General features: G+C 27.0%; 27 protein-coding genes and 1 riboswitch. Of the genes, 5 read left to right on the top strand and 22 right to left on the bottom strand.

What is annotated here, in order from left to right; all coding sequences use genetic code 4:
* Positions 1 to 37 precede the first annotated feature (37 nt).
* The 12 genes from trxB to SKUN_RS00535 form a co-directional block, all read right to left on the bottom strand.
* On the bottom strand, positions 38 to 979 hold the full coding sequence (gene trxB / locus SKUN_RS00570; RefSeq protein WP_053390412.1) for a thioredoxin-disulfide reductase: 942 nt from the start codon (positions 977 to 979) through the stop codon (positions 38 to 40).
* Positions 963 to 2,168, bottom strand: coding sequence for a prolipoprotein diacylglyceryl transferase (locus SKUN_RS00565; RefSeq protein ID WP_053390411.1), 1,206 nt, complete (start codon positions 2,166 to 2,168; stop codon positions 963 to 965). Before SKUN_RS00565 ends, trxB begins: the two co-directional genes overlap by 17 nt.
* A 21-nt stretch (positions 2,169 to 2,189) precedes the next feature.
* Positions 2,190 to 3,113 carry an HPr(Ser) kinase/phosphatase gene (gene hprK / locus SKUN_RS00560; protein WP_053390410.1) on the bottom strand — a complete coding sequence of 308 codons (924 nt, stop codon included), beginning with the start codon at positions 3,111 to 3,113 and terminating at the stop codon, positions 2,190 to 2,192.
* A gap of 39 nt (positions 3,114 to 3,152) precedes the next feature.
* Complete coding sequence (gene uvrB, locus SKUN_RS00555; protein WP_053390409.1) at positions 3,153 to 5,117, bottom strand: excinuclease ABC subunit UvrB; 1,965 nt, start codon at positions 5,115 to 5,117, stop codon at positions 3,153 to 3,155.
* Between the two features lie 29 nt (positions 5,118 to 5,146).
* On the bottom strand, positions 5,147 to 5,281 hold the full coding sequence (locus SKUN_RS11150; RefSeq protein WP_268794845.1) for a hypothetical protein: 135 nt from the start codon (positions 5,279 to 5,281) through the stop codon (positions 5,147 to 5,149).
* A 132-nt stretch (positions 5,282 to 5,413) separates the two neighbouring features.
* Positions 5,414 to 5,542, bottom strand: coding sequence for a hypothetical protein (locus tag SKUN_RS11145; protein ID WP_268794844.1), 129 nt, complete (start codon positions 5,540 to 5,542; stop codon positions 5,414 to 5,416).
* 166 nt (positions 5,543 to 5,708) lie between these two features.
* Positions 5,709 to 5,924 (bottom strand): hypothetical protein, encoded by a 216-nt coding sequence (locus SKUN_RS10075; RefSeq protein WP_235511221.1) that lies wholly within the window; start codon positions 5,922 to 5,924, stop codon positions 5,709 to 5,711.
* A gap of 83 nt (positions 5,925 to 6,007) precedes the next feature.
* Entirely contained in the window at positions 6,008 to 6,184 is a 177-nt protein-coding gene (locus SKUN_RS10070) for a hypothetical protein (protein WP_235511219.1), read from the bottom strand.
* A gap of 250 nt (positions 6,185 to 6,434) precedes the next feature.
* Complete coding sequence (rplA, locus tag SKUN_RS00545) at positions 6,435 to 7,121, bottom strand: 50S ribosomal protein L1 (protein WP_053390408.1); 687 nt, start codon at positions 7,119 to 7,121, stop codon at positions 6,435 to 6,437.
* Positions 7,122 to 7,123: 2 nt separating this feature from the next.
* Positions 7,124 to 7,558, bottom strand: coding sequence for a 50S ribosomal protein L11 (rplK, locus tag SKUN_RS00540; protein ID WP_053390407.1), 435 nt, complete (start codon positions 7,556 to 7,558; stop codon positions 7,124 to 7,126).
* Positions 7,559 to 8,263: 705 nt separating this feature from the next.
* On the bottom strand, positions 8,264 to 8,425 hold the full coding sequence (locus tag SKUN_RS09005; RefSeq protein ID WP_158500722.1) for a hypothetical protein: 162 nt from the start codon (positions 8,423 to 8,425) through the stop codon (positions 8,264 to 8,266).
* Positions 8,426 to 8,861: 436 nt separating this feature from the next.
* Entirely contained in the window at positions 8,862 to 9,155 is a 294-nt protein-coding gene (locus SKUN_RS00535) for a hypothetical protein (protein ID WP_053390406.1), read from the bottom strand.
* A gap of 390 nt (positions 9,156 to 9,545) precedes the next feature.
* Here SKUN_RS00535 and SKUN_RS00530 point away from each other — a divergent pair, with 390 nt between their 5' ends.
* On the top strand, positions 9,546 to 9,728 hold the full coding sequence (locus SKUN_RS00530) for a hypothetical protein (RefSeq protein ID WP_053390405.1): 183 nt from the start codon (positions 9,546 to 9,548) through the stop codon (positions 9,726 to 9,728).
* Between the two features lie 295 nt (positions 9,729 to 10,023).
* Positions 10,024 to 10,197: a hypothetical protein gene (locus SKUN_RS10065; RefSeq protein ID WP_235511217.1), complete on the top strand. Its 174-nt coding sequence runs from the start codon at positions 10,024 to 10,026 to the stop codon at positions 10,195 to 10,197.
* A 275-nt stretch (positions 10,198 to 10,472) separates the two neighbouring features.
* Here SKUN_RS10065 and SKUN_RS00520 read toward each other — a convergent pair whose 3' ends face one another.
* The 8 genes from SKUN_RS00520 to sufC all read right to left on the bottom strand — a co-directional run bounded on the left by SKUN_RS00520 (position 10,473) and on the right by sufC (position 17,736).
* Positions 10,473 to 10,790 carry a hypothetical protein gene (locus SKUN_RS00520; protein ID WP_235511216.1) on the bottom strand — a complete coding sequence of 106 codons (318 nt, stop codon included), beginning with the start codon at positions 10,788 to 10,790 and terminating at the stop codon, positions 10,473 to 10,475.
* A gap of 621 nt (positions 10,791 to 11,411) precedes the next feature.
* Positions 11,412 to 11,666 carry a hypothetical protein gene (locus SKUN_RS10060; RefSeq protein ID WP_235511212.1) on the bottom strand — a complete coding sequence of 85 codons (255 nt, stop codon included), beginning with the start codon at positions 11,664 to 11,666 and terminating at the stop codon, positions 11,412 to 11,414.
* Between the two features lie 361 nt (positions 11,667 to 12,027).
* A riboswitch (cobalamin riboswitch) is annotated at positions 12,028 to 12,217 on the bottom strand.
* Positions 12,218 to 12,487: 270 nt separating this feature from the next.
* A complete protein-coding gene (locus SKUN_RS00510) occupies positions 12,488 to 12,970 on the bottom strand; it encodes a 5-formyltetrahydrofolate cyclo-ligase (protein WP_235511210.1) in 483 nt (160 codons plus the stop codon).
* Complete coding sequence (sufB, locus tag SKUN_RS00505) at positions 12,970 to 14,382, bottom strand: Fe-S cluster assembly protein SufB (protein ID WP_053390403.1); 1,413 nt, start codon at positions 14,380 to 14,382, stop codon at positions 12,970 to 12,972. The genes SKUN_RS00510 and sufB overlap by 1 nt, the downstream gene beginning before the upstream one ends.
* 20 nt (positions 14,383 to 14,402) lie before the next feature.
* Positions 14,403 to 14,855, bottom strand: coding sequence for a Fe-S cluster assembly sulfur transfer protein SufU (gene sufU / locus SKUN_RS00500; protein ID WP_053390402.1), 453 nt, complete (start codon positions 14,853 to 14,855; stop codon positions 14,403 to 14,405).
* Entirely contained in the window at positions 14,856 to 16,085 is a 1,230-nt protein-coding gene (locus SKUN_RS00495) for an aminotransferase class V-fold PLP-dependent enzyme (protein ID WP_053390401.1), read from the bottom strand. It lies immediately after the preceding gene.
* A gap of 2 nt (positions 16,086 to 16,087) precedes the next feature.
* Positions 16,088 to 16,918, bottom strand: a complete 831-nt coding sequence (locus SKUN_RS00490; RefSeq protein WP_053390400.1) for a SufB/SufD family protein — start codon at positions 16,916 to 16,918, stop codon at positions 16,088 to 16,090.
* A 2-nt stretch (positions 16,919 to 16,920) separates the two neighbouring features.
* Entirely contained in the window at positions 16,921 to 17,736 is an 816-nt protein-coding gene (sufC, locus tag SKUN_RS00485) for a Fe-S cluster assembly ATPase SufC (RefSeq protein ID WP_053390399.1), read from the bottom strand.
* Between the two features lie 200 nt (positions 17,737 to 17,936).
* Here sufC and SKUN_RS00480 point away from each other — a divergent pair, with 200 nt between their 5' ends.
* The 3 genes from SKUN_RS00480 (at position 17,937) to SKUN_RS00470 (ending at position 22,421) form a co-directional block, all read left to right on the top strand.
* A complete protein-coding gene (locus tag SKUN_RS00480; RefSeq protein WP_053390398.1) occupies positions 17,937 to 20,183 on the top strand; it encodes a hypothetical protein in 2,247 nt (748 codons plus the stop codon).
* The gene (locus tag SKUN_RS00475; RefSeq protein ID WP_053390397.1) at positions 20,183 to 21,898 is read left to right on the top strand and encodes a lipoprotein; all 1,716 of its coding nucleotides are present in this window, start codon (positions 20,183 to 20,185) and stop codon (positions 21,896 to 21,898) included. Before SKUN_RS00480 ends, SKUN_RS00475 begins: the two co-directional genes overlap by 1 nt.
* Before the next feature lie 106 nt (positions 21,899 to 22,004).
* Positions 22,005 to 22,421, top strand: coding sequence for an HIT family protein (locus SKUN_RS00470; RefSeq protein ID WP_053390396.1), 417 nt, complete (start codon positions 22,005 to 22,007; stop codon positions 22,419 to 22,421).
* A gap of 29 nt (positions 22,422 to 22,450) precedes the next feature.
* Here SKUN_RS00470 and SKUN_RS00465 read toward each other — a convergent pair whose 3' ends face one another.
* Both SKUN_RS00465 and SKUN_RS00460 read right to left on the bottom strand, forming a co-directional pair.
* Entirely contained in the window at positions 22,451 to 23,557 is a 1,107-nt protein-coding gene (locus tag SKUN_RS00465; protein WP_053390395.1) for a 4Fe-4S cluster-binding domain-containing protein, read from the bottom strand.
* Positions 23,558 to 23,560: 3 nt separating this feature from the next.
* Positions 23,561 to 25,381 (bottom strand): AAA family ATPase, encoded by a 1,821-nt coding sequence (locus SKUN_RS00460; protein WP_053390394.1) that lies wholly within the window; start codon positions 25,379 to 25,381, stop codon positions 23,561 to 23,563.

Genomic DNA, 25,381 nt, shown 5'->3' with positions numbered 1-25,381 from the left:
TTTATCCAATATATATCTTACCGCAAAAAATACCTTTTTAATGAAAACTATTAAGGTATTCTAAGGCAAATTGTGCTGCTTTTGCTCCATCACTAATCGCAGTTGCAATTTGTCGTAATGTTGTATTTGTCACATCACCAGCGGCATATAATCCTGGCAATGCTGTTAAACATTTATTATTAACAATAAAATAGCCTTCTTCATTTAAAACTCCTAAGTTTTTTGCAAAATCACTAATTGGAATAGCCCCAATATATGGGAAAATAGCACTAACTGATAAATTATCAATTTTACCTGTTTTCACATTTTTAATAACAACTGTTATCACCCGTTTTTCTGTCACATCCTTAATTTCAGTTACTATTGAATCAACAATAAAATTAATTTTAAAATGTGCTTTTACTTTATTCACAATATTATTATCAGCACGAAATTCATCCCGACGATGAATTAGATAAACTTTATTAACAAAGCGCGCTAAATAAAGAGCTTCTTCAAGAGCAGCATAACCTCCCCCAACAACAACTACATCTTTTTCTTTATATAAAGCGCCATCACAAACTGCACAATATGAAACTCCATGTCCTTCTAATTCTAATTCACCAGGCACTCCTAATTTACGTTCAACTGTTCCTGTTGCAACAATAACTGCTTTTGCTAATAAGATTTTTTTTGAAAATAACTCTAATTTAAACAAATTATCTTGTCTTATAATATTTGTAACATGATCAGAAATATATGGGATTTTTAATTTTTGGGTTTGTTCAAACATTTTCATGGCTAATTCATAGCCTTGAATATTATCAAAACCAGGATAATTTTCAATTTCACTTGTCTTTGTTACTTTTCCTCCTGGTGCTCCTTTTTCAATCATTGCAATATTTGTCATTGCTCGTGCAGCATAAATTCCTGCTGTCATCCCGCCAGGACCAGCTCCAATAATTAAAATATCATATATTTCATTAGTATTGTTTTTCATATAATCATCCGCCTTTTCTTCATTTTATAACAGCTATCCATTGGGCAAATAATATTAAAATAATACCAATTACAATCATTAAACTAAGAATAACATAATCTAATGTTCGCATATTTTTTAAAAATAAATCATGATCATCTCGTTGTATTTCTAAAATAATCCGAATAAAATTATAACCAGCAATATACATCCCAGTTTTAATTCCACAACGTAAAATTTTTAAACGATGAGGGTTTTCTATTTTTTCTAATTCTCGGACATCAGCTGTAAAAATTTGTTTTAATCGTGCACCACAATATTTCCAATTTGCTTTCATCACTTGTTTTTTTGTAATCTTATGTTTATTTTTAAAATAAACTTTTTTAAAATTTACTTGTTGTGATAAATTATTAATAACCATTGGATCGGGTTTGATATCAAAATATCATTTTGCTCAAACACCTTTCCACGATAACTGCATAAAATCGGGTTCTTCTTTTTTAAACCTTCAATAATAACTATAACGAAATATTAATGGTAATACAATCACAATTAAGAATCATAATAAAATATTAGCCAATGATTCATATAGGAAAATTGGTTGAAAATATTGCACATTATTAAAATCAGTTGCGTCAACACGGTTTCTGTTAATCCCAATTGCCTCTATTAGATGAAAATTATTTGGTACCGGAGTTGGGACATATCATTTAAATAAATTATCACGAATAAAACTTGGCAATCACATTAATTGTTCGCGTGCATTTGGTGCTCCTAATAATTCATGATTAAAAAAATTACCTCATCGCCCAATTGCTTGTGCTAGCAAAATATTTGGAACAATTAAATCAGCATATACTCATAACGAAATATTATGTTTTCGTGATTCAAAACCAAATCAAATTCAGCCGGCAATTAAACCAAAAATTAGCCCCCCATGAATACTCATTCCTGGTTCTCAGAAAGCAAATAATGTAAAAAAGAAAATTGGATTTTTAACATCATATTTACCAAAAAAACTAGCCCCTAATAAAGCAATCGGTGTAATCATAAAAATTCCTCAGTAAAATCCTTGCGTTGGAATATCACGTTTACAAAAATTAATTCATGATAAAATAATGGTAATTGCAAAACCACAAAAAATTAAAAATCAATAAGGACGAAATCAATTTCCATAAGTATCGTGGGCAATTCATGTTGCTAAATTCACGTTATAAACTCCTTCTCAATTCTATTTTGAATATTTTTTAAAACGATCTTGTAAAATTTGCATCGAAGAAATTCCTGCTTCATCTAATTTTAATTTTGAAACTGCTGTCTCAACTAATTCACTAACATTACGCCCATATGTAACTGGAATTGTTACAATTGGTACCTTTGTATCTAAAATTTTAATATGTTTATACTTAGATCCTAATCGGTCAATTGATTTATATTGTTCATCATCTAAATTAATTAATTCAATTACTAAATCAATTTTTGATTCATCTAATAACACTTGCAAACCATAAATTTTACTTAAATCTAAGATTCCTAAACCACGGACTTCAATTAAATTTTTTAACATTTCATGTGTTTGCCCATATAATCTATTATTTCGTTGCCGAATAATAATCCGATCATCACCAACAAACAAATGATTTTTTTTAATTAATTCTAATGTCATTTCTGATTTTCCAATTCCTGATTTTCCTTTTAATAAAATTCCTTTTCCAAAAACATTAATTAATGATGCATGTTCTTCTGTTACTGGGGCGAAATGTTCATCAAAAAATTCTAATACCATTTGATATAAACGACTTGTTGTAATATTGCTTGCACGAACAACTGGACAACTATGTTTTTCCGCAATTTCTAATAATAATTTATCAGTAAATTTTTCCGTTAAAATAATCATTGGAATATTTTCATTTAAAATATACTCATAGCGCTCTCTTATTTCTTTTTTACTTAAGGTATTCACAAATAATTGCTCTTTATTTGATAACAAAACTACCCGACGATTACTATTATTTTTTTCAAAATCAAAGCCAGCTAATTCTAATCCTGGTCGATTAAGACCATAAATTTTAATAGGTCGATTAAGGCCTTCCCTTCCCGCTAACACCTTGTAGCCAAATTTATCAACAATATCTTTTACAATAAACTTTGTCATTCCCAGTTCCTCCCTGTAAATTAATACTATCACAAATCATTATTCTGCTTCAATTTCAATAATAATATCGCGTAATTCTGCAGCTCGTTCAAAATCAAGTTTTTTACTTGCCTCATACATTTCTTTTCGTAAATCTTGTAGTAATCCTTCTTTAGCTGTTTTATATTCTTTTAATTTTTTATTTTTAATGTTATGTAATTTATCACCTTGACGTTTAATATTAGTATAATCACGAATATTCTTAATAATTGTTGCTGGAGTAATATGATATTTCAAATTATATGCCTCTTGAATTTTCCGACGGCGAGCAGTTTCTCGCATTGCTTTTTGCATTGATCCAGAAACACTATCAGCATATAAAATAACATGCCCAGCCGCATTCCTTGCAACACGACCAATTGTTTGAATTAAACTTCGTTCATTTCGTAAAAATCCTTGCTTATCAGCATCAAGAATACAAATTAATGATACTTCTGGAATATCAATTCCTTCACGAATTAAGTTAACACCAACAATACAATCATAAACTCCTTTTCGTAAATCCAATAAGATTTGACTACGTTCTAAAGTTTTTAATTCACTATGTAAATATGCAACTTTAACATTTTGTTCTTGTAAGTAACTTGTTAAATCTTCTGACATCCGAATTGTTAAAGTAGTAATAAAAACACGTTCATTTTTTTTCCTACGAATTTTTACTTGTTCAATAATATCATCAATTTGTCCTACTGTTGATTTTACTTCTACGGTTGGATCTAATAATCCCGTTGGACGAATAATTTGTTCAACCACTTCATTATTTACTAAACTTAATTCATAATCACCCGGAGTTGCTGAAACAAAAATAACATTTTTTAATTTTTGATTAAATTCATCAAAATTTAAGGGACGATTATCTAATGCACTTTTTAAACGAAAACCATAATTTACTAAGGTTTCTTTGCGACTTCGATCTGTGTTATACATTGCTCGAATTTGTGGAAATGACATATGTGATTCATCAATAATAGTTAAAAAATCTTGGCCAAAAAAATCAATCAAAGTATACGGTGCTTCTCCTTCTTCTCGTAAATCTAAATGTCGTGAATAGTTTTCAATTCCAGAACATATTCCACTTTCACGAAGTAAATCTAAATCATATTCAGTTCGTTGTTTTAAACGTTGTAATTCAACAATTTTTCCAGCTGCTTCTAATTCAGCTAAGCGAACTTTTAATTCTGCTTCAATTCGCTTAATTGCTTCAGCTAAGCGTTCTGGAGAAGTAATATAATCTTGCGCTGGAAAAATTGTTAATGTTGATAACCACTGTGTAACATCACCAGTAATTCCATCAATATAAGCTAAATCATCAATTTCATCTCCAAACAAATCAATGCGAATAAAAGTTTTAACATTTCACCCTGGAATAATTTTAATTACATCACCTTTAGCACTAAAACTACCTGGAATCAATTCAATATCATTACGAACATATCCTGATGATACTAAAAAATTGGCTAAATCTTTTTTACTAATTTTTTGATTACGATTAATTTGCAAAAAAGATTTTTTATATTCATTTGGATCTTGTGCTGCATAAATTGCAGCAACAGAAGCCACGACAATAACATCTTTACTAGTTATTAAAGCATTAAAAGCACTTAACCGCATCATGTCTAACTCCATATTTTGGCGAGCATCTTTATTAATGTATAAATCTTTTCCTGGCAAATAAGCTTCCGGTTGATAAAAATCAAAGTTTGAAACAAAATACTCAACACGATTTTCTGGAAACATTTCTTTTAACTCAACATATAATTGCATTGCTAATGTTTTATTATGTGCCATCACCAATGTTGGTTTTTGATAATTTTCAATAACATTTGCCATTGTAAATGTTTTTCCAGTTCCCGTTGCTCCTAATAAAACTTGATGTTTTTTATTTGCTAATAAATTGGTAGTTAATTTTTCAATTGCCAGAGGTTGATCACCTGCTGGCAAATAATTTGATGTTAATTTAAACACTATTTCACTACTCCTTTATAATTTTACTTTTATATAATTATATCAATCTTCTTTATAATTATTTTAAAAATAAAAAAAGTAATATTATCAACAGGAATATCAACGCCAGTTAAATAAAGATCAATTGTTTCATTGGTTGTAAATTGCATTACTTGCACTTTCATTTCATAACTACCCGTTACTTTTCCCCCATTTGGTGTAATTGTTACAATATATTCTCCCTTTACTAACTCAGCACCAGTTGCTCCAGTTGGTTTCTGCTTAATTGCTTTTTTTAGAGAAACTCCAGCACAATATTATTTTGGCAATCATTCCATAACAGCTGTTTGAATATTTTTTTCTAAATCTTCTTCTTTTAAATTATTATTTAAAAATAAAGGAGTTGGAATTTTATTTGCAAACTTTGTTAAATCTAAATCAAGCATTGGTTCACCAACAACTTTAATTGTAATTTCAATTTTTTTAGTAACACTTGTTGCTTTTTCTGGTGCTGAAGCAGTAATATTATATGCTTGTTATAATAGTTTTTTTTGTATCATCAGTTTCTTTTTCAAATTTATATTCAATTTCATCTTTTTTTAACTGCTGGTGCTAGTTTTCCTTCAACATACTGTTGAACAGCTTTTTTTTTAAATCACCAACAGTATTATTAACCGTTAAATTACTCTTAAATCCTTTTGCTAAAATAGTTGCTAAATCAAATTTAAATTTACTTTTATCAACAACATTAATACTAAAATTACCCATTCATTGAACGGTCTTTACATTAGCTTTTGCTTTTAAGGTAAGTTCATAATTTCCAACCACTAATTTTCCGCCTGTAGTACTATAAGCTGGTCTTTTTTATCTTTAATTCAATTTCATCAGGATTTACTTTAATATTACTTTCTTTATGCTTTACCATTGATTTGATAATAACCCTTTAATGTTCGCTTTGCTTCTGCACTAACTTTTGTTTTATTAACCATTGCAATATAAATAAATTCTGCTGATGGTAAAAAATTTTGAGATGTTTGAAACAATGTTCCATCAGCAGCCGGCATTATACGGACAAGTGCCCCATTCATACTAGTGATATATGTTGAATGTCATGATTATGCTCCAACAGATGGAAAAATAATGTGATGAAATAGCTAAAAAATTTTAAACCCCTATCTTCATCCAGTTTTAGCACCATTAATTATTAGTACTCTTTTCAGGTATTGGAATTTATGGCGTTTCAATTTTAGTTAGTTATCTAGCATTATTTTCGTTAATAACTAAAAAGAAACAAAAAAAAGGAAAAAAGATTAACAATTGTTAATCTTTTTTCCTTTTTTATAATTCAATTAAAACTTTAATTCCTGGTCCCATTGTTGTTGTGATAGCAATATTTTTAATATATGATCCCTTAACAGCCGCTGGTTTTGCCTTACGAATTGTTTCATAAATTACATCATAATTAGCTTTTAAATCTTCAACTTTAAATGATGCTTTTCCAATAATTGAATGAATGTTTCCATTTTTATCAACACGATATTCAACTTTTCCTTTTTTAACATCACCAATTGCTTTAATAACATCTGGGGTAACTGTTCCTGTTTTAGGGTTTGGCATTAATGCTTTTGGCCCTAATAATTTTCCAATTTTTCCTAATTCTGCCATAATATCTGGTGTTGCTATAATAACATCATAATCAAATCAGTTTTCTTTTTGAATTTTTTCAATTAAATCTTTACTACCAACAAAATCAGCACCTGCTGCTTTAGCATCAGCTTCCTTGCTATTTGTTAAAACTAAAATTCGTTGTGTTTTTCCTGTTCCTTTTGGTAACACAACAGCTCCACGAATTTGTTGGTCAGCATGACGTGGATCAACGTTTAAATTAAAGGCAACTTCAACGGTTGAGTCAAATTTTGTTGTTGCAGTTTGTTTTGCTAATTCAATTGCTTCTGTAATTGGGTATACCTTATTTTTATCAACTAATTCAGTAACTTTATTATATTTTTTACCAAATTTTGCCATTCTTAGTTTTTCTCCTTCTTACTTGGCATACCTTCAACAACAATACCCATATTACGAGCAGTTCCTTCAATAATATGCATTGCTGCTTCAACATCATTTGCGTTTAAATCAACAAGTTTATATTCCGCAATTTTGCGAACTTCATCAACTGAAATTGTTGCTACCTTTTCATCTTTTGCCTTTGGTGATCCCTTTTGGATTTTTGCTGCTTTTTTTAATAAAAACGCTGCTGGTGTTGTTTTTAATTCAAATTTAAATGTCTTATCATCAAAAGCAATAATAACAACTGGAACAACATCACCCATTCGTTCTTTTGTTGCATCATTAAACTGTGTACAAAATTGAGGCATATTAATTCCTAATGAAGCTAATTCTGGCCCTGGTTTTGCTTGTCCTGCTTGAAATTCTAATTTTGTAATTCTTGTAATTCTTGCCACGAGCAATTTCCTCCTTTTAATTAAATTCTCGCTGTGGTCCAAACGTAATGTTACTATTACTACCACATTTAAGCATATTCTAAATAATAGAATAAATGCCTAATTAATTATAACAATAAAAAAATAAAAAACAACTTTATTTTATTCAAGGATACTACATATTGTAAATTGTAAATGCCAACCGATAAAAAGTTAACTATTAATTTAATTAACTTTTTTAAGTTAATTATAGGAGGTTGAAATTATGCAAACAAAGCAATATTTTATTTTGCAGTCGCTAGTGAAAAAGTATGGTAAAGATAATGTTATTAATAATGCTAATAAGATTGCAAAAGATATTGAAATTAAAAAGTAAAAGAATAAATTATCCGCTAATAAATTACGCGGAATAATTTATTCAATAATGTTTTTTAATGGAGTGGAGCTAGTTTGTAAATTTCAATTTTTTAATTTATGAAAGGAGATGTATTATGCCAACTTGATTAACCACAATTAGACCTTGTTTGGGAAATTTTACATCAAGACAATATTTTAAAAAATTTTTTTCAAATTAAATTAATATTTGTGTATGATTAATAAAATCTATTTTTTTGTTATATTTAATTTTAAAATATTAAAAATATTATTTTTAATTTGTTATTTTTTATAATTATTGATTTTTATTTTTAATTTGTTATAGTTTTATTAACTTTTTATCGTTTAGTTTTACAGTATACATATTGAAGCAATTGTACTAGTAATTCCATCTGAAATAGCGCTAAGAAAGGAAGCAGTGGAGGCAAGAAGGGAAAATAATAAGAAAAGACCCGCTGAAATTCCTAAAACACTAGCAGTTAAAAACCCATAATTACTACAATCTGTTAACACATTAAAAATGTTATTAGAATGCGAACGATTACGTATTAAATCTAAATTATCTTGATATTTTTTTATTTGTTGTTTTAATTGATTATTTTCTTGCTCAATATCTGATTTTCAATAATAAATTTTTTTTTAACTGCAATTGAATTTTAATTATGTTAATAATATTAGTAAACTCTCGTAAAAAAGTTTTTAAAGTTTCGATAGTATTAAACACTCAAAGAATTTCAGCATTATAATCAAGCTTAGGAATAACTGTATCAATTAAGAATTTAACATTATCTTAAAATTGTCTAAAATCATTTACTCAATTTTGCATTTCTTGATTTTCTAAAATTGTCTTTATTTTTTGAGATAAATTATCTTCTGTATTAAAAATTACTTTTGCTGTTAAAGCATCCTCATTTTGTATAGTCGTAAAAATTTTAAATCTAAGAAATGCTTAATAATGTTCAATTGGATTTTCTATCTTTAAAGTAAAATTAACATATTTTGGATATTTTTTGGGTAAGTTTTCAAAAATAGATTGTTTATTATTATGCCTAATAACACCAAGATTAACATTATTTATCATTGCTATATAATTCTTCATTTCTTCTTCTAACTTAATTTGTCTTTTTCTATCTCGTTCTTGTTGTATTCTGTCACGTTCTTCTCAAATGTCATATTTTATTGCACCTATTAAGGGCATTACCACTCCATTAAAAAAAGTTAATAAACTAAATATTTTTTTCATATTATCTTTTCTCCTTAATCATTATTTAATTCAAATAATATTATGTGACTATTAAACTAATAGGTTTTCTTATCTTGATAATTGTTATTATATTATATGTATAGTGTTTACATAAACATTTAATATAATTTATACATAATTTGATCTTTCATATATTATTAATTAATTATTAATATACTATAAATTCTAAACATTTTGTTATCTAATTTATAAATTTAAATTAAATAACAAAAAAATAAGAAAGTTGTTTAATTTCTTTATTTTTTAAATTATTAAATATATTCTTTATAAATATTTATGTTATTTAAAAAAATGAAAACTTTTTACTGTAAACAATAATGCTTTTGAATTATATTAAATTATATATAAAAAATCATAAAAAGAGGGAAAATGACAACTAATAACATAACTTCATATGAATACAATAATGAAAAAGAAATAACTAATTCTAAAATAGAAAATAATAGTGCTTGTTTGTTAGATTTATGTAAAATTGTAACAATTTTGGACATAATAACTGTTGGAGCTTTGATAATTGTTAACTTATTAAAGTTAATTTTAAAATATAGTTAGCGGTGGGTTTTATTTATATCAATGAAAACAATAGATAAAAACAGTTATTAATTAAAAAATATTGTTAATTTTAAATAAATATGATAAGGTAAATATTGTAAATGATTTTAAAAATGTAATATTTTCAAAATAAATAGCTTAATTAATAATTAAATCTAAAATAAATAAGAAAATTTTAATATGAAATTTACATAAAAAATGAAAAAACCATCTAAAAAAATATATAATTCATTTAAAAAAGGTCTTAATTCTTTTTTTTACAACACTTGGCTTTAATAAAAAAGAATCTGAAAAAATGACAAGTTCTACTTGCAAAAATGTAACAAAAAATTGAAAACAAATGGGAATTAATGAAAATGTAATAAATGAATGAAGTTCAATTACTACAGATGCTTCAAGAGAAGGAAAAAAAACATCAAATTTCTTTAACTCAAACAGGACAAGCAAAATTACAAAAGATGATTGATAAAAATGGTAGAATTGTGCCAATCTAAGTACACATATCAACAAATAACATTAACAGTCCTGCGACAAAAATTAATCCAATTCCTAAACCACAAAGAATAAAAGATATTCAAAAAATTTATACAGAATTTAATCAAACAGAACAAAATCAAGAACTTGAACAAGAAAAATAAAACAATGATTTTGTTCTGTTCGTCTTATTACTATAAAGTTTATTTATAAATAAAAAAATTATATTAAAATAATTTTAATATCATTTCTTAATAGCATAAATTTTTACTAGTGAACAAAAATTCATCCTAATGATCCAACTCCAATAAAAATATTAGGAATGGCTCCTAAATACGTTCAGGGTGATTGATAATCTGCTTTTACAAAAAATCCAACTAAGAAAATTACTGCTAAACCAGTAATGACAAGTGCTCATAATAATGATCAAAAACCTGGTTTAACTGATAGCGGAACTAAAATATACAAAATTCCTAAAAGCAATAAAACTGGTCAACTTGTATCTCATCCGTAAATTGAAGTTTTTGTTGGAACGCCAGCAGCGAATAAAATGCCAATAATAATAATTCAAGCTGCGCCAATAAACATTAAAATTTTTGGTCATGTTAATATTTTAATAAAATTTCATCTCCTTTCAAGATAATTATAAATAATATAATTATAAATAATTATACAATAAAATTATGAAATTATTTTGGCATTTTTATAACCTTTATTAAAAGAATTTCAATTTTACGATGTTAAATATGTCAAAACATCAGTCACACGAAAAGTATTATTAATTGCAGGAATTAGTTGTGGTGGAATATATTGGACCTTATTTTCACCAATTATTTTAAAATAAAAACCTCAGTGGGGTAATCGGTATTTTATTTTATTAAAACTATTATTTATTTAATCTTTTTGATAATTTAGTTCTATTCGAAATACACTTTGAGCCTTATTTTTTGACACTCTAATTGAACCTTTACTAACAAGGGATAATGGGAATATTCATTCCCACTTGAATTTTATTTTCAGTGTTACTTCAAACTCTATATATTGCCTTCTGGATTTCCGTCTGCAATAAAACATCCCTAACGGTTAGAATTTTATCAAACAAATTATTTTTTATCCACTTCTTGGACTGGATGAGAATCACAAATTGTTTCTCATTGTTCAAACTATTTTTAAAATCGGTCATTTAGTTGCTTCATATTTTTACTATTTTTAAGATCTTTTCATTTTTCTTGTGCCATTGATTATTGTATAGCAATTAACAGGGGCATTTTCCGTCAAAAAGGAATTAGAAATATAAACATTATCATCATCAGTTTTTGTAAATGTTATTGACTCATAAAAATGCTTTACATCTTGCATATGAGCAGTATCACCAAACTGTAATTTTTGTATTTCTTCATCAAGACTTACAACATTTTTATAAAATAAAGATAAATATTTGCTTTTTGAATAAGATATAACCAATATTTTTGTTGGAATGTACTTGATGCAGTTGGTTATAATAATTATTATTTATTAACTGCAAATTCTTTATTTTCCTCTGTCTTCATTTGATAAATTCAATTTTGTTCACAATAGGAAAACTATTCATTAACATTTTTACAATAAATTGTTGTTAATGTTGGTGAAAAAATAAATATAGAACTTAGGAATAGTAATAATATTTACTTTTAATTTTATTATTTTTTTAGCAAATTAACAATGGACAATTTAATTATAGTTGCAGTAAATTAAAAAGCATTCCCAAACATGCTTTTTATATAACAATCACTAAATTATTTATTTACAAAATAATTGCATGACTCACACCCAGGAGTTATATAATAATACTAATTAAATTTAGAAAGGTCTACTGGCTTAATTTCATCTCACTAATCGCTTTCCCAAAAGTTTTTCTTTCAGTGGCTAATGTGGATTTCGTCAATATAACAGTTGCTGGGACAGCTTAAGATTCGCACTCAATTCCCTAACTCTAAATAACTATTTATTAAATTGTCTAAAATTATCATACAACATTTTTTAGTTATCTTTATAATAAATAATAACAAAAATAAAAATAAAAAAAATAAAACTTCAACTTAAACTAACTAGCCTAGCATTACTATTAAACATATTAGTCACCTTGTAAAACAAATGTTACTAAATAAGTATGTCATGATTTAAATCAATATTTACTAACAACACGTAATAATGGTAAGTTCATTCTGGATCCTTAATTTTTAAACACTAATAATAATTTCTATTTTAACATCGTGTTCTTCAACTGGCAAAGGGGTTGGCACTAACTATTGAATAAATGCTAACCCAATCACAAGATCATAATAATTTTTTAAAAACCGATCATAATAGCATTTCCCATATCCTAACCGAAAATTGTTTTGATCAAAAGCAACGATTGGAACAACAAGAACATCAATTTTTTCTGTATCAATTATTGGCAATGAATTTAATGGTTCATAAAGACCAAAACGTGAATTAAATTCTAAATCAGTTGTTAAATTGGTAATATGATAAAATTTTAAATTATTACCTTCCATTCGTGGTAATAAAACATTAATTTTTAATGCAAATAATTGCTTAATAATAAAAATAGTATTAACTTCATTTTTGATTGAATAATAAAGAGCAATTGTTTTACTTTGTACACCAGGATGTTGAAAAAAAGTATTAAAAATCTGAGTTTCTTTTTGCTGTAATAACTCAGATGAAATCTTGCTTCTTACAAACAATTTTTCTTGTCGAATTTCTTGTTTAGCACGAGTTATCATTAACCAACACTACCTTCCATATCCATTTTAATTAACTGATTTAATTCAACTGCATATTCCATTGGTAATTCTCTTGTAAATGGTTCTAAAAATCCCATAATAATCATTTCCAAAGCTTCTTGTTCTGATAAACCACGACTTTGTAAATAAAATAATTGTTCCTCAGAAACTTTACTTACTGTTGCTTCATGCTCAATTTGTGATTCGTTATTATAAACTTTATTCTGAGGAATTGTATCAGAATGTGATTTTCCATCTAGAATTAGAGTATCGCATTCAACCCTAGCTTTTGAATACTGTGCTTTTGGTCCAATATGAACTAACCCACGATAGTTTGCTATCCCACCATTAAAAGTCATTGATTTAGAAATAATTTTAGAAGAAGTATTTTTTCCCAAATGAATCATTTTTGAACCAGCATCTTGAATAATATTTTCCTTTGCTACCGCAATTGAAATACATTGTCCTTTACTATTATTTCCTTTTAAAATAACACTCGGATACTTCATATTAATTTTTGATCCAATATTACCATCAATTCATTCCATTTGACCATTTTCATCAACAATGCTACGTTTTGTTACTAAATTTAAAACATTATCACTCCAGTTTTGAACAGTTGTATAACGCATTTTTGCATTTTTTCCCACAAAAATTTCAACAATAGCATCATGTAAAGAATCACGAGAATAAATTGGTGCTGTGCATCCTTCAATATAGTGTAATTCTGCATCATCATCAACAATAATTAATGTGCGTTCAAACTGACCACTATTCTGATAATTAATTCGGAAATAAGCCTGCAATGGTTTTTCTAATTTAACTCCCTTTGGAACATAAATAAATGATCCACCTGATCAAACAGCTCCATTTAAAGCAGCATATTTATTATCTGTATTTGGTACTAATGTTCCAAAATATTTTTTAAATAACGCTGGATGTTGACGTAATGCGGTATCACAATCTAAAAAAATAATTCCTTTTTCTTCAACTTCTTTTAACATACTTCCATAAACTGGCTCACTATCATATTGAGCTTTAATTCCAGCTAAATATTCACGTTCGGCTTCTGGTAAACCTAACCGGTCAAAGGTTTTTTTAATTTTTTCAGGAACCTCATCTCATTTTGTTGCAATATGTTCTGTTGGTTTAATATAATAAATATACTCATCAAAATCTATAAATTCTAAGTTTGGCCCTCAACTTGGATTTTTTATTTTTAAAAAATTATGATATGACTGTAACCGATATTCTCGCATTCAATCTGGTTCATTTTTATGATCTGAAATTTCATTAATAATTGTTTCATTAAGACCTTTCCCAGTATTATAGTAAGAAATATTTCCATCATTAAAACCATATTTATAACTAGAAATTTCTTTAATTTCTTTTTCTTGCTTTAATTTTGGCATTAATAAGACCTCCTTTGATATTAATCATTATCTGTTTTTAATAAATCTAATAATATTGTTTGAAAACCAGTAACACCAATTGTCGCACATTTAATTCGATTAGGTTGTTTTGCAATATTAATAAAAGCAATTAAATCGTTTAACTTGTTCTCATCATATTGTTTGTCAAAAACCATTTCTAAATAATTTTCAATAATTGCTAAACCATCCTTTATTGTTTTTCCTTCTAGCTCTTGTGCCATAATGTCACTTGATGCTGTTGAAATTGCACAACCAACACCGTCAAACCGAGCACTTATAATTTTATTCCCTTCAATCATTAATTCTAAATAAATATCATCAATACATGATTCAGAAGCTTGATGAATTGAATAAACTGTTGGTTTCTTTGTTAAACCTTTGTATTGTGGTTCTGAATAATGGTCCATAATAATTTGTCGTAAAAACATTGGGTCATTTTTATTAAATTCCATTTAAACCAACCTTCCTAAAAAATCTTTCTCATTTGCAAGTGCCGATACTAACAAATCAATATCTTCATAACTATTATAAATTGAAAAACTAGCTCTAATTGTATTTTTCTCTGGAATAACAGTACCAATTAACCGCGCACAATGATCACCACTCCGAACAGTAATCTTATTGCGGCTTCCTAAATGCATTGTAACATCCTGACAAAAAACATTTTTAATATTAAAAACTAATGTTGGTCCCTTACTATCATGATTATAAATTATTGCTTTATATTTTAATTTTTTATTAAACTGTTGAATTGCATATTGTTTTAACTGATGATTATATTTAATAATTTCTATTAAAGTAAGGGTATTAACAAAATCAATTGCTGCTCCAAAACCAAAAATATCAGCAATATTAGCTGAACCCGCTTCTAACCGGTCTGGTAATTTTTTTAAACTATAATCTAAACCATTATTATCAATTCGAGTATTCATACCACCACCAACAATTAACGGCTGTAATTGTAGCAATAATTCTTCTTTTCCTCATAAAATCCCAATTCCAGTTGGGCCAAAAATTTTATGAGCTGAAAAAGTAATAAAATCAGCATTTCACTTTTGAACATCAGTTGGCATATGAATAACACCCTGTGCACAATCAATTACAACAATTATTTCCGGATTAATTTTTTTAATAATTGTAACAATTGATGTTGGATCATTTTCATATCCTAAAATATTTGGCACATTAGCAAAAGAAACAATCTTTGTTTTAGCAGTAATAACTCTTGCTAATTGTTTTAAATCAATTTGAAAATTTATTTCTGGTAAAAAATTAACAACTGCTTTTTTTTCTTGTGCCATCCGATATCACGGTAAAATATTTGCACCATGTTCTTGTTTTGTAATTAGAATCTCATTACCCGCTGTAATCTTTGAACTTAAACCATATGCAATTTGGTTTAATCCATAAGTTGCTCCAGGGACAAAAATAACTTCTGAAACCTTTTTAGCATTAATAAAATGCTGAAGTTTCTTACGAACAAGTTCATATTGAACATTTGTTTTATATCCTAAATCACTATCAATATTATGCGGATTAGTTCCATAATTTGTATAATAATCATTAATAGCATCAATAACAACTTGTGGTTTTAAGCTAGTAGCAGCACTATCAAGATAAATTTGCTCAGAATTATTTTTAAAAAAAGGAAATTGTTTTTTAATTTCTCTATAATCAATCATCATTATTCTCCAATTTCTGTATCAATTTCATCAATAATATTTTTTTGTAATTCCTCATCCTCAATTGCATCAATCACATTTTTAAAATAACCCATACAAATTAATTTTCGAGCCTGCGTTATTGTCAAACCTCTTGTTTGTAAATAAAATATTTGCTCTGGGTCTAGCATACCAACAGCATTAGCATGACTTGCTTTAATATCATTTTCATCAATTAACAAAATCGGATCAGAAATTGCTTTTGAAGTTTTATCAAAAACTAGTAATCGTAATTCTTGATGAGTTTCTGATTTACCCATTTTTTTTTCAATATGACTAGTACATTTAACAGTTTGTAATGAATTATCTTTTGCAATTGAGTAAGTTTTAATTTCACTTTTGGTTGCTGGGGCTAAATGATGAGCATAAATAATCGCATTTTTATGATATTTATGTGTTGACATACTTGCCAAATAATATTTAATAGCACTACGTTTACCCCGCAAATTGAAAGTAATGTTCTCAGTAATACTACTATTAACAATATTTAAGTGATAAATATTAACTTGTGCTTTTTCTAATAAATTATAAAAAAGATTAGCTATTTGTTCACATTCACGATTTTTGTAAATATTAATAATATTAATTTGACTATTAGCAGGAATATTGTAGTTAATTGTTACTTCTGAAGTTAAATTTAAAAAAAACAAAAAAGTTTCATTAATAAGATTAGTAGCAAAATTAATATTAATAACTTCACCAGCTTTATTATTCGTAAATGTTAATTTGGGTGTTGTTGCATCAATAATAAAATTGTCACCAATAATTTTTTGTTCATTCATTAAAACTTGCATTTTTACTTACCTTTTTGAGCAGCACACCCAATTCCCGCTAAAGGTTTAACACCCCTTTGTTTATTTTCTACTGTTAAATTTAATTCTTGTAATAATCATTCGTATCCCTCTTCGTTAATTTTTTTAACTAAATTATAATCTCCACTTTTAACAATTTTACCTTTAACAATAACATGAGCATGCGTTGGTTGCACTAAATTAAAAAAGCGATCATAATGGGACACAATAATTGCAGCAAAATACTTATTTCGCATTTTATTTAACTCAGTACTAACAACATTTAAAGCATCAACATCTAAACCTGAATCAATTTCATCAATTAAAGCTAAAGACGGACTTAATAAATTTAACTGTAAAATCTCATTTTTTTTCTTTTCTCCCCCTGAAAAACCAGTATTTAAATAACGACGAATCATACTATCATCAATTTTTAAATTTTTAATATTACGGTTAATATCTTGGTATAATTCTGGTAATTTAATTTGTGAATCACGATGAGCATTAATAATTGCTTTTAAAAAATCTAAATTTAAAACTCCAGAAATTTCAACTGGTGATTGCATTGCAAAAAATATTCCCATTTTACTTCGTTCATCAACCGTTTTGTTTAAAATACTTTCTCCATCAATTAAAATATCCCCAGTTTCAACAGTATAACTAGGATGTCCCATAATTGTTGATAATAAAGTTGATTTTCCATTTCCATTAGGTCCCATTAAAGCATGAATTTCATTAACATTAACAGTTAAATTTAAACCATTTAAAATAATATCATTATCAGCAGAAACAAATAAATCTTTGATTTCAATTTTTTTCACTTTAGCCCCTCCTTTGAAAATATGTATTATATTAATCCCGAAGTGAAATTATCTTTATTTTTTAATTAATAAAGTCTACTTTTATTGTACAATAAAAGTAGACTAAAAGTAGACTTTATTATATTTTTTTAATAAAATGTAGTTAGTATTTTTTATTAAAAAGTACAAAAATAAAAAGTCAAAAGGAAGGATGAACTAAAATGAAAAAACTTTTATCATTACTAAGCAGTATGATATTAGTGAGCGTAACCGCATTTGGAACGGCGGCTTGTAGTACTAAAGAAAAAAATAATCAACATAAAAATGAAAATGGTGATAGCATTTGGGCATGAATTCCAGGAATTTTTGGTGGTAAAAAAATCACTTCTCCTGATATTTGAAGTGTCTTAGAAAATCCATTTGTAGATGCCGGAAATGGAAAATGAACAAATGATCCAACCCAATGAGATGGATCAACAAGAATCAAAATGTCAGTTCAATTAATACAAATTTTAAGCGTTGCAATTTTAGCGAACCCTGATAAATTTTTTGTATCAAAAGAAACTACAATTGGTGATATTGCTGATTATAAAAATTTAAAAGAGATTTTAAAAACACAATGACAATTACTAATCACAAATACAAATAATACTGTTGAGAAAAAGAAACAAAGTTTTAAAGACAGTGAGAAAAAAAATTGAGAAAAAAAATATCATGATTTTTTAGATTCAAATTATAAAGATATCAGCGGTGCTAGTGGCAACAAAAAATATGAAATTGAAGAACAAAATTATAAAGCTGCCATTATGACAACTGGTGCTGATGGCGGAATTAGTGCAACACAAATGTTAACTAATGTTTTATTAAATAACAATATGCGTATATACAGACAAAATAACACTGAAAGCGCAGTTATAATTTTAAGGGATTTTGCTAGTTTCCTTAAAAACGGAAATAAAGCAGGAGATTGAAATACTGACAATCAAAATTTACGTACTCAATTGGCATTAGCTTTTAGTTGAAATGAAGATGAAAAAGAATTTATTGATAATCTATCAAACTTAACAATCTCTGAAATTAATGCTCGTATTAATACAATTGCAACAGATTTAGGCACTTTTAATTATAAAATTACGGAATATTTGAGTAACCGTCCACCAGTTGCAACACCTATTTTTAAAAATTCATCTAAAACATCAGTTGGTACTCCTGAATTAAGTGAAACATATGACGTTGAGCAACTATCATTATTTCAAAAATATATAATTGAAAAATGATTCCAAAATGAAAAACCTTTAGCAATTTCAAAAATAACATATGCTTTTAAATCCGGAGCAACACCAACTAATACTGGTTTTACAGCAGATAGTTTTGATGAAACAACAAAAACACAAATTAATAAAGATTTAGGAACTTTATCCTCAGCTAAAAGTTGAGAAGACTTTATTACTAACAGTGAAGGTACAGTTACTCCATCATCAGATTTATTAACTTTAAGTACACAAGCTGATGCTGTTAAATCAAATATTTTAAAATCAAGTGTATATAATAGCATTAATGCACCTGGTGAAACTGCGCCTGGTGATATAAATGGTGCGGTAAGTAAAATTAATCGTAAAAATCCAACCGATCCAATTAGTGCTGCCTGAAAAATTGGTACTACTAATGATATTGTTATTAGTTTCTTTGATACAAATGCTTTAAACTTAGTTCATATTGATGGCAAAGAATATCTAAAGGATGCTGACCCAACATCATACGACGCTTATGATAGCAACTGACAATTTAAAAGTTTAAATTATTCAAGTAATTTTTTTAATTCATTAACAGATAAATCAAAAATCATGACAGTTGACAAAGCAAAACAAAAGATGAATACACAATTTAGTAATGCTCAATACTTATGATATTTAGTAAATCGTAGTTTAGTAAATAGCAATAATAACAGTAAACTAAAATTTAATGTTTTAAATGAAGTTAAAAAATATGCTACATTAAGTTCTGGTTATGGTTCAACTGATGATAAAACATGATGATTTTGAATTTATGACTTTTTTAATAATTTTAATAATAAAATCTTAACAAATGGTGCTGGTCCACAAGAATGATTGAAAAACTTTCTTACTTTTAAAGATTCAGAAAAACATGAGAAAAATCATGATTGATTTATTTCAATTATTAATGCAATGTCAACTAATTTATCAGGAGGTACTGTTCAACGTTTATACAGTAGTTTCGAAGCAGAAAATAAAACAATTGAAGGATATAAAATGGGAGGACCCGCCGCTAAGATTGATCCAAAAACTATTGTTGAAAAAATTAATAACGCAAAAGTATGACATGAAAAAATTGGTTTAAATTACACAAAATCAACTGTTTTGGCAGAAATTCCATTATGAGTGTATAAATTCCCTCCTGTAATAACAGAACCAATAAAATATTTTTATAAAATAGGAGGTAAACGATAATGAAAAAACTACTAAGTATTTTAGGAACAATCTCTATTCTTTCTTATACTGGCACAAGTCTTTATGCATGTGCAAAAAAAGATTTTGAAAGATTTACCGACCCAGCAATTGCTGATGAAGTTAAACGTTGAATTATTGCACAAATTAATTCAGAAAATGAATCAAATGTTGCTAAATATTCATTTAATGACATTTTCACTAAAGCATCCCTAAAAGAAATGGCTGTAAGATTATTAGATACTAATATTTCAAAATTTTTCTATGCTTCAGAAGAAGCAACAAGAGCACGTTATACCGGAGTAACAATTGACATTAACCAACCTGATTCATTATTAATAAAACAATTTATTAACTTTGTTGAGCAAGTTGCACTTGATAATTTAAGTACAAAATACTTTACTGGAATTTCTAATTCAACACCTTTAGAAACAACAATTGCGGGACAAGGATATGCGTCTGATTATCAATCAGAAGGTTGATATGTTGGCGGTACTCAATCATATTTCTGAAAAGGAACAGATAAACCAAATTATATGAAATCAAGAAAAGAACAAGGAGAAGCTAATTTCGAAATTAAAAGTAAAAGTGCTGGAGCTAATTATACTGACTTTAATACAATGTCAGAAAATGAAAAAAAAGTTGCATTAAAAGTTCGGTTTAAAGATTATTATACACATGTTGAAGTGCCAGCAGTTATTGATAAAATTATTACTGCAACATATTTACACCAAAACGAGATTAAGCGCTATGGTACCGGAGATAATAGTTTAATTTATCTAAATAGAAATAGTGCATTATTTAATGCTATTCAATCATGAGATACCATTAGTGGATCACGATGAAAATCATATGTTAAAATGGTGTGAGAATTAAAACTAGATAAAGAAGAATTAGACAAATTATTTAATAATAAAGATACAAATAAAGAACCATTAGCAAATGTTGAACAATTAAATTCTGATTTAACTAATAATCAGGATATTTTAATAAAAAAACTTAAAAACATGTTTAATGAGAAAAACCAAAGTAAAATCTTTAATAATATGATTAAAGATGGAATTGATCCAATTTTTGGGATTAGTGGTTTTAAAGGATTTGTTGGAATTGATAAAAATAAAAACCCAAATGATATTTTTACAACTTTAAACAATGCTGATACATATAAACAAAAAATTATTGATACAGAAACACCAGGTATTATAAAATCAGGTGAAGGAACAGACCCTTCAAGTTACCAATTCTTAGATACAAATAAAAGATACGGGTCAGTTGTCTTAGTATTACCAATTTATGCTGTTGATTTAATGAAAAATATGAATATTAATTATAAAAATGATAATAAAAACAATAAAGAATTATCATTAACTTGATACGGATCAGGAGGAACACCAACTGATTTAGATCAAGCTTGATTAGCACAACAAGGTGGTATTAGGCGTTCATTATCATGATTATATAATGAAAAATGTTATTTAGGAACATACAATGAAAATGGTGAAGCTCTTTATAATGAAGATGGAACACCAGTTGACATTACAAAAAATATTAAAGGTCAAATCCTAAAATGAATTGAATATACTTTTGCACAACAACAAAATTTACAAACAGCAGCAAAGACAAGATTATATTCCTTAGCCTTTGCCAATAATCCAGAAAATGTTTATTCACAAACTTTATATGATACAATCGGATCATATATTATTAAAGAAGATTAAAAAAATCTTCTTTTTTTTATATTAAAAATAACTTAATTAATCAACGATAGTAGTTATTTGCTATAAGTATTTGCTATAATTAATTATATAAGGAGTTGAAATTAATATGAATGAAAACAATTGTATTTTTTGTGAAATTATTACCCAAAAAATACCAAGTAAAAAAATTTATGAAAATAATTTAGTTTATGCTTTTTTAGATGCATTCCCCAATAGTGATGGTCATACCTTAGTTATTCCAAAAAAGCACTTTGAATATTATAGTGTTACTGATGATGAGTACTTAACAGAAGTTACTAAAATTGGAAAAATAATTGCCCAGAAAATATATCAAACATTAAAACCTGTTGGAATTAATTATGTTAGCAATGAAAAAAGTGAAGCTTTTCAAAAGGTTTTTCATTATCATCTTCATATTATTCCAAAATATCAAAAAAATGAAGGATATAACTTTAAGATTAACGTTGATAAAGAAAAACTACGTGATTTGTCAGAAATTCAACAAATGTTAATTTTAAAATAAAAAAAGTATTTATAAGCAAAATACTTTTTTTATTTTCTACTATCTAAAAAATCATAAATAGCTTGATAATTTGGTTCATTTCCAATTGGATTAACAATTTCAAGATATTTTACAATATTATCTTGGTTTAATATAAGAACTGCTCGTGGCAAAATTTGCAAAGCAGTAAAAACTAATCCTGTCTTTGTCCCAAAATCACGATAATTATAATCTGACACTAAAAAATGTGCTTCATTTCTAAAAGATTCACAACATCTTTCTTGCACAAATGGTAAATCACGTGAGACTGTGATTAATCGTGCATTAGGATAATCTTTCATATTTTTGTTAAATTCAACAGTTTGAGTATAACAAACACTTGCATCAATACTTGGAATTACCGATATAACTTTATATTGTGTTTTAACATCACTAAGGTAAAAATCACTCATATCAGCATTAGTTCCTTTAAATTCTAACTTATCACCAACTTTAATAATATCTTGGGTAAAATGTGAAAATACATCCCCATCTAATTTAAATGATCCCATTTTTATGGCTTCCTCTTTTCTTATTTTTTCTTCATTATTAATTAAATGAGCTCCATCTCCATTAATAATCATACTATTATTTTTAGTTACAGTAAATTCTGCTTCAATAATATTTTGTTCAAAATAATCATTATTTTGATAAACATTACTTAGTTTAATCACACGCTGGTTTGTAGAGCCAATTAATCGTCGTTTTTTATCTAACTTTTCAATAATAAATGGTCCATCAATTAATATATCAATTTTAGATAAAATTGCTGGATGCTTTTCTAGCAATAGTTCATATAAAAAACCAGAAAAAACAATTACTGTTAAATTATTTGTTTGACATAAAGTGACTAGTTCTAAGAGCGCTCGTGGTTGAATAAATGGTTCTCCCCCTAAAATGGTAATCCCCTCAATTTGAAAGCGCTCTTTAGCGTCCCTAATTGCCTTAAAAAGGTCACTGACTTCCATTACATTCCTATTAATGAGAGGAATCATTTCCTGATTACTACATCCTTTGCAATTAATAATACAGCCTTGCATTCATAATGCGAATCGTTTTCCAGGCCCTTCAATGGTTGTAAAAGAAACAAAACGATTAAAATTAATTAAATTACTCATTTTTTATTTAAAACAATATTCAATTTGATGACCATTTGCTTGTGCTAATATTGTTTCTCCAGCTTTAAATTTAGTTTGATTTGCAAAAATAAATGAACTCAATCCATCAACTACATGCTTTTCAATACTATTTAACAAATCACGACCACCTTTTTTATCATCAGCATCCTGAATAATAATTGGTAAAATTTGTGGTAAATCCATAAATTCTAATTTAATCTTATATTTTTCTCAAACAGCTGTTTGAATGGGCTGTAATTTTTGTGTAATTAATTTTGCTTTAAAATTAATATCTTTAATAAAATTAAACGGAATAATATTATTTCCAATTCGCCCTAATAATTCTGGTCGTTTTAATTCAGTTCGAAAATGATCAGATACTTTTTGAATAAATTGCTTTTCAATTTCTAAAAATGATAAATTATCATCAACTTCACTTGCACCAATATTTGAAGTAAAAATAATAAACGAATCAGAAAAAGTAACAGTTTGACCTTTATTATCAGTTAAACGACCATCTTCTAAAATTTGTAAGAATTTATCTAAAATTCGCGGATGGGCTTTTTCAATTTCATCAAATAAAAGTACACTAAATGGCTTTTCTTTAATTGCATTTGTTAATTGTCCACCTTCTTCATAACCAACATAACCAGGTGGTGCACCAATTAATTTTTGATCACTTGCTTCTTGGTTATATTCCGACATATCAAACCGAATACAATTTTTTTCATCACCAAATAAAAATTTGGCCAATGATTTTGCTAATTCAGTTTTTCCTACTCCAGTTGGTCCAACAAAAAACAATGTACCTTTTGGTTTTGTTCGTTTTGATGAATATTGAACACCTGATAATCCAGTAAAAGCTTTATAAACAACATTCTTCACTTTTTCAATGGCATGATCTTGCCCAATAACTCGTTTTTTTAATTCTTTTTCAATAGTTGCTAATTTTTCATAATTCATTTCTTCTCATGGTGAAACTTTATCACCGTATTGATAAGAATTTAATAATTTTTCAAATGGTAATCGTTCTGAAATATTGTTTGAAAACTTAATTAATTGATAAACTTCTTTTAAAGTTCATCCTTCCATCGTATCATAAATATCTTGTAATTTTAAAATATCAGTATTTAAATCTTCGGTAATTTTAAAAAAATTCTTATTAGTTAAAATGAACTTTTCTCGTTCTTCACGATTTGGTTTTGTTAAAGTAATTGTTGTTACATCTGGATTATGCAAATAAAATGACGTTGGCAATTTTCCAACACTATTAGTTATAAAAATAATAGCTGTATCAAAATCAATTATTTCTGATTGATCAAATTTTTTATCTCGAAAAGCTTTACTTAATGAAATTAAATTAACACGTTCTTCTTCACTTAAGGTTTGTTCATTAGAAAATAAATAATCAGAAAAGTCAGCAATAAAAGCAGCTTTTTTAGAACTTGCAACTAACATATTACGACGAAGAATGGTAAAAAATTCTGCTAAAGTTGGAAATTGTCCCGTTGGACCATTCTTTTCTTCATTTGCATTTTTAATTACTTCTTGACCAAAATCATATGCTTCACCTTCTTTACTCTTTTGTTGTGTTTCTACTGTTAATGTTAAATTTTTCAGATTTCCTCCGCTTAGACCATCAATCCGGTCTCACATAAAAATATCATTAAAACCTTTTTCTCTTAATAATCCAAATAATCGATCTTTTAAACCAACATAACCACTATTTGTTTGATAAATATCATTAACATTGCCTTCAAGAATAACACATCGTTTAATTCCAATTTGATTTTTTAACTTATCTAAATTACTTTTTACACTCAT

The organism is Spiroplasma kunkelii CR2-3x, assembly GCF_001274875.1.
Classification (GTDB): Bacteria; Bacillota_I; Bacilli_A; order Mycoplasmatales; family Mycoplasmataceae; genus Spiroplasma; species Spiroplasma kunkelii.
Note: the sequence above shows the minus strand (reverse complement) of the source record. Positions and strands in the feature narration are given on the sequence as shown.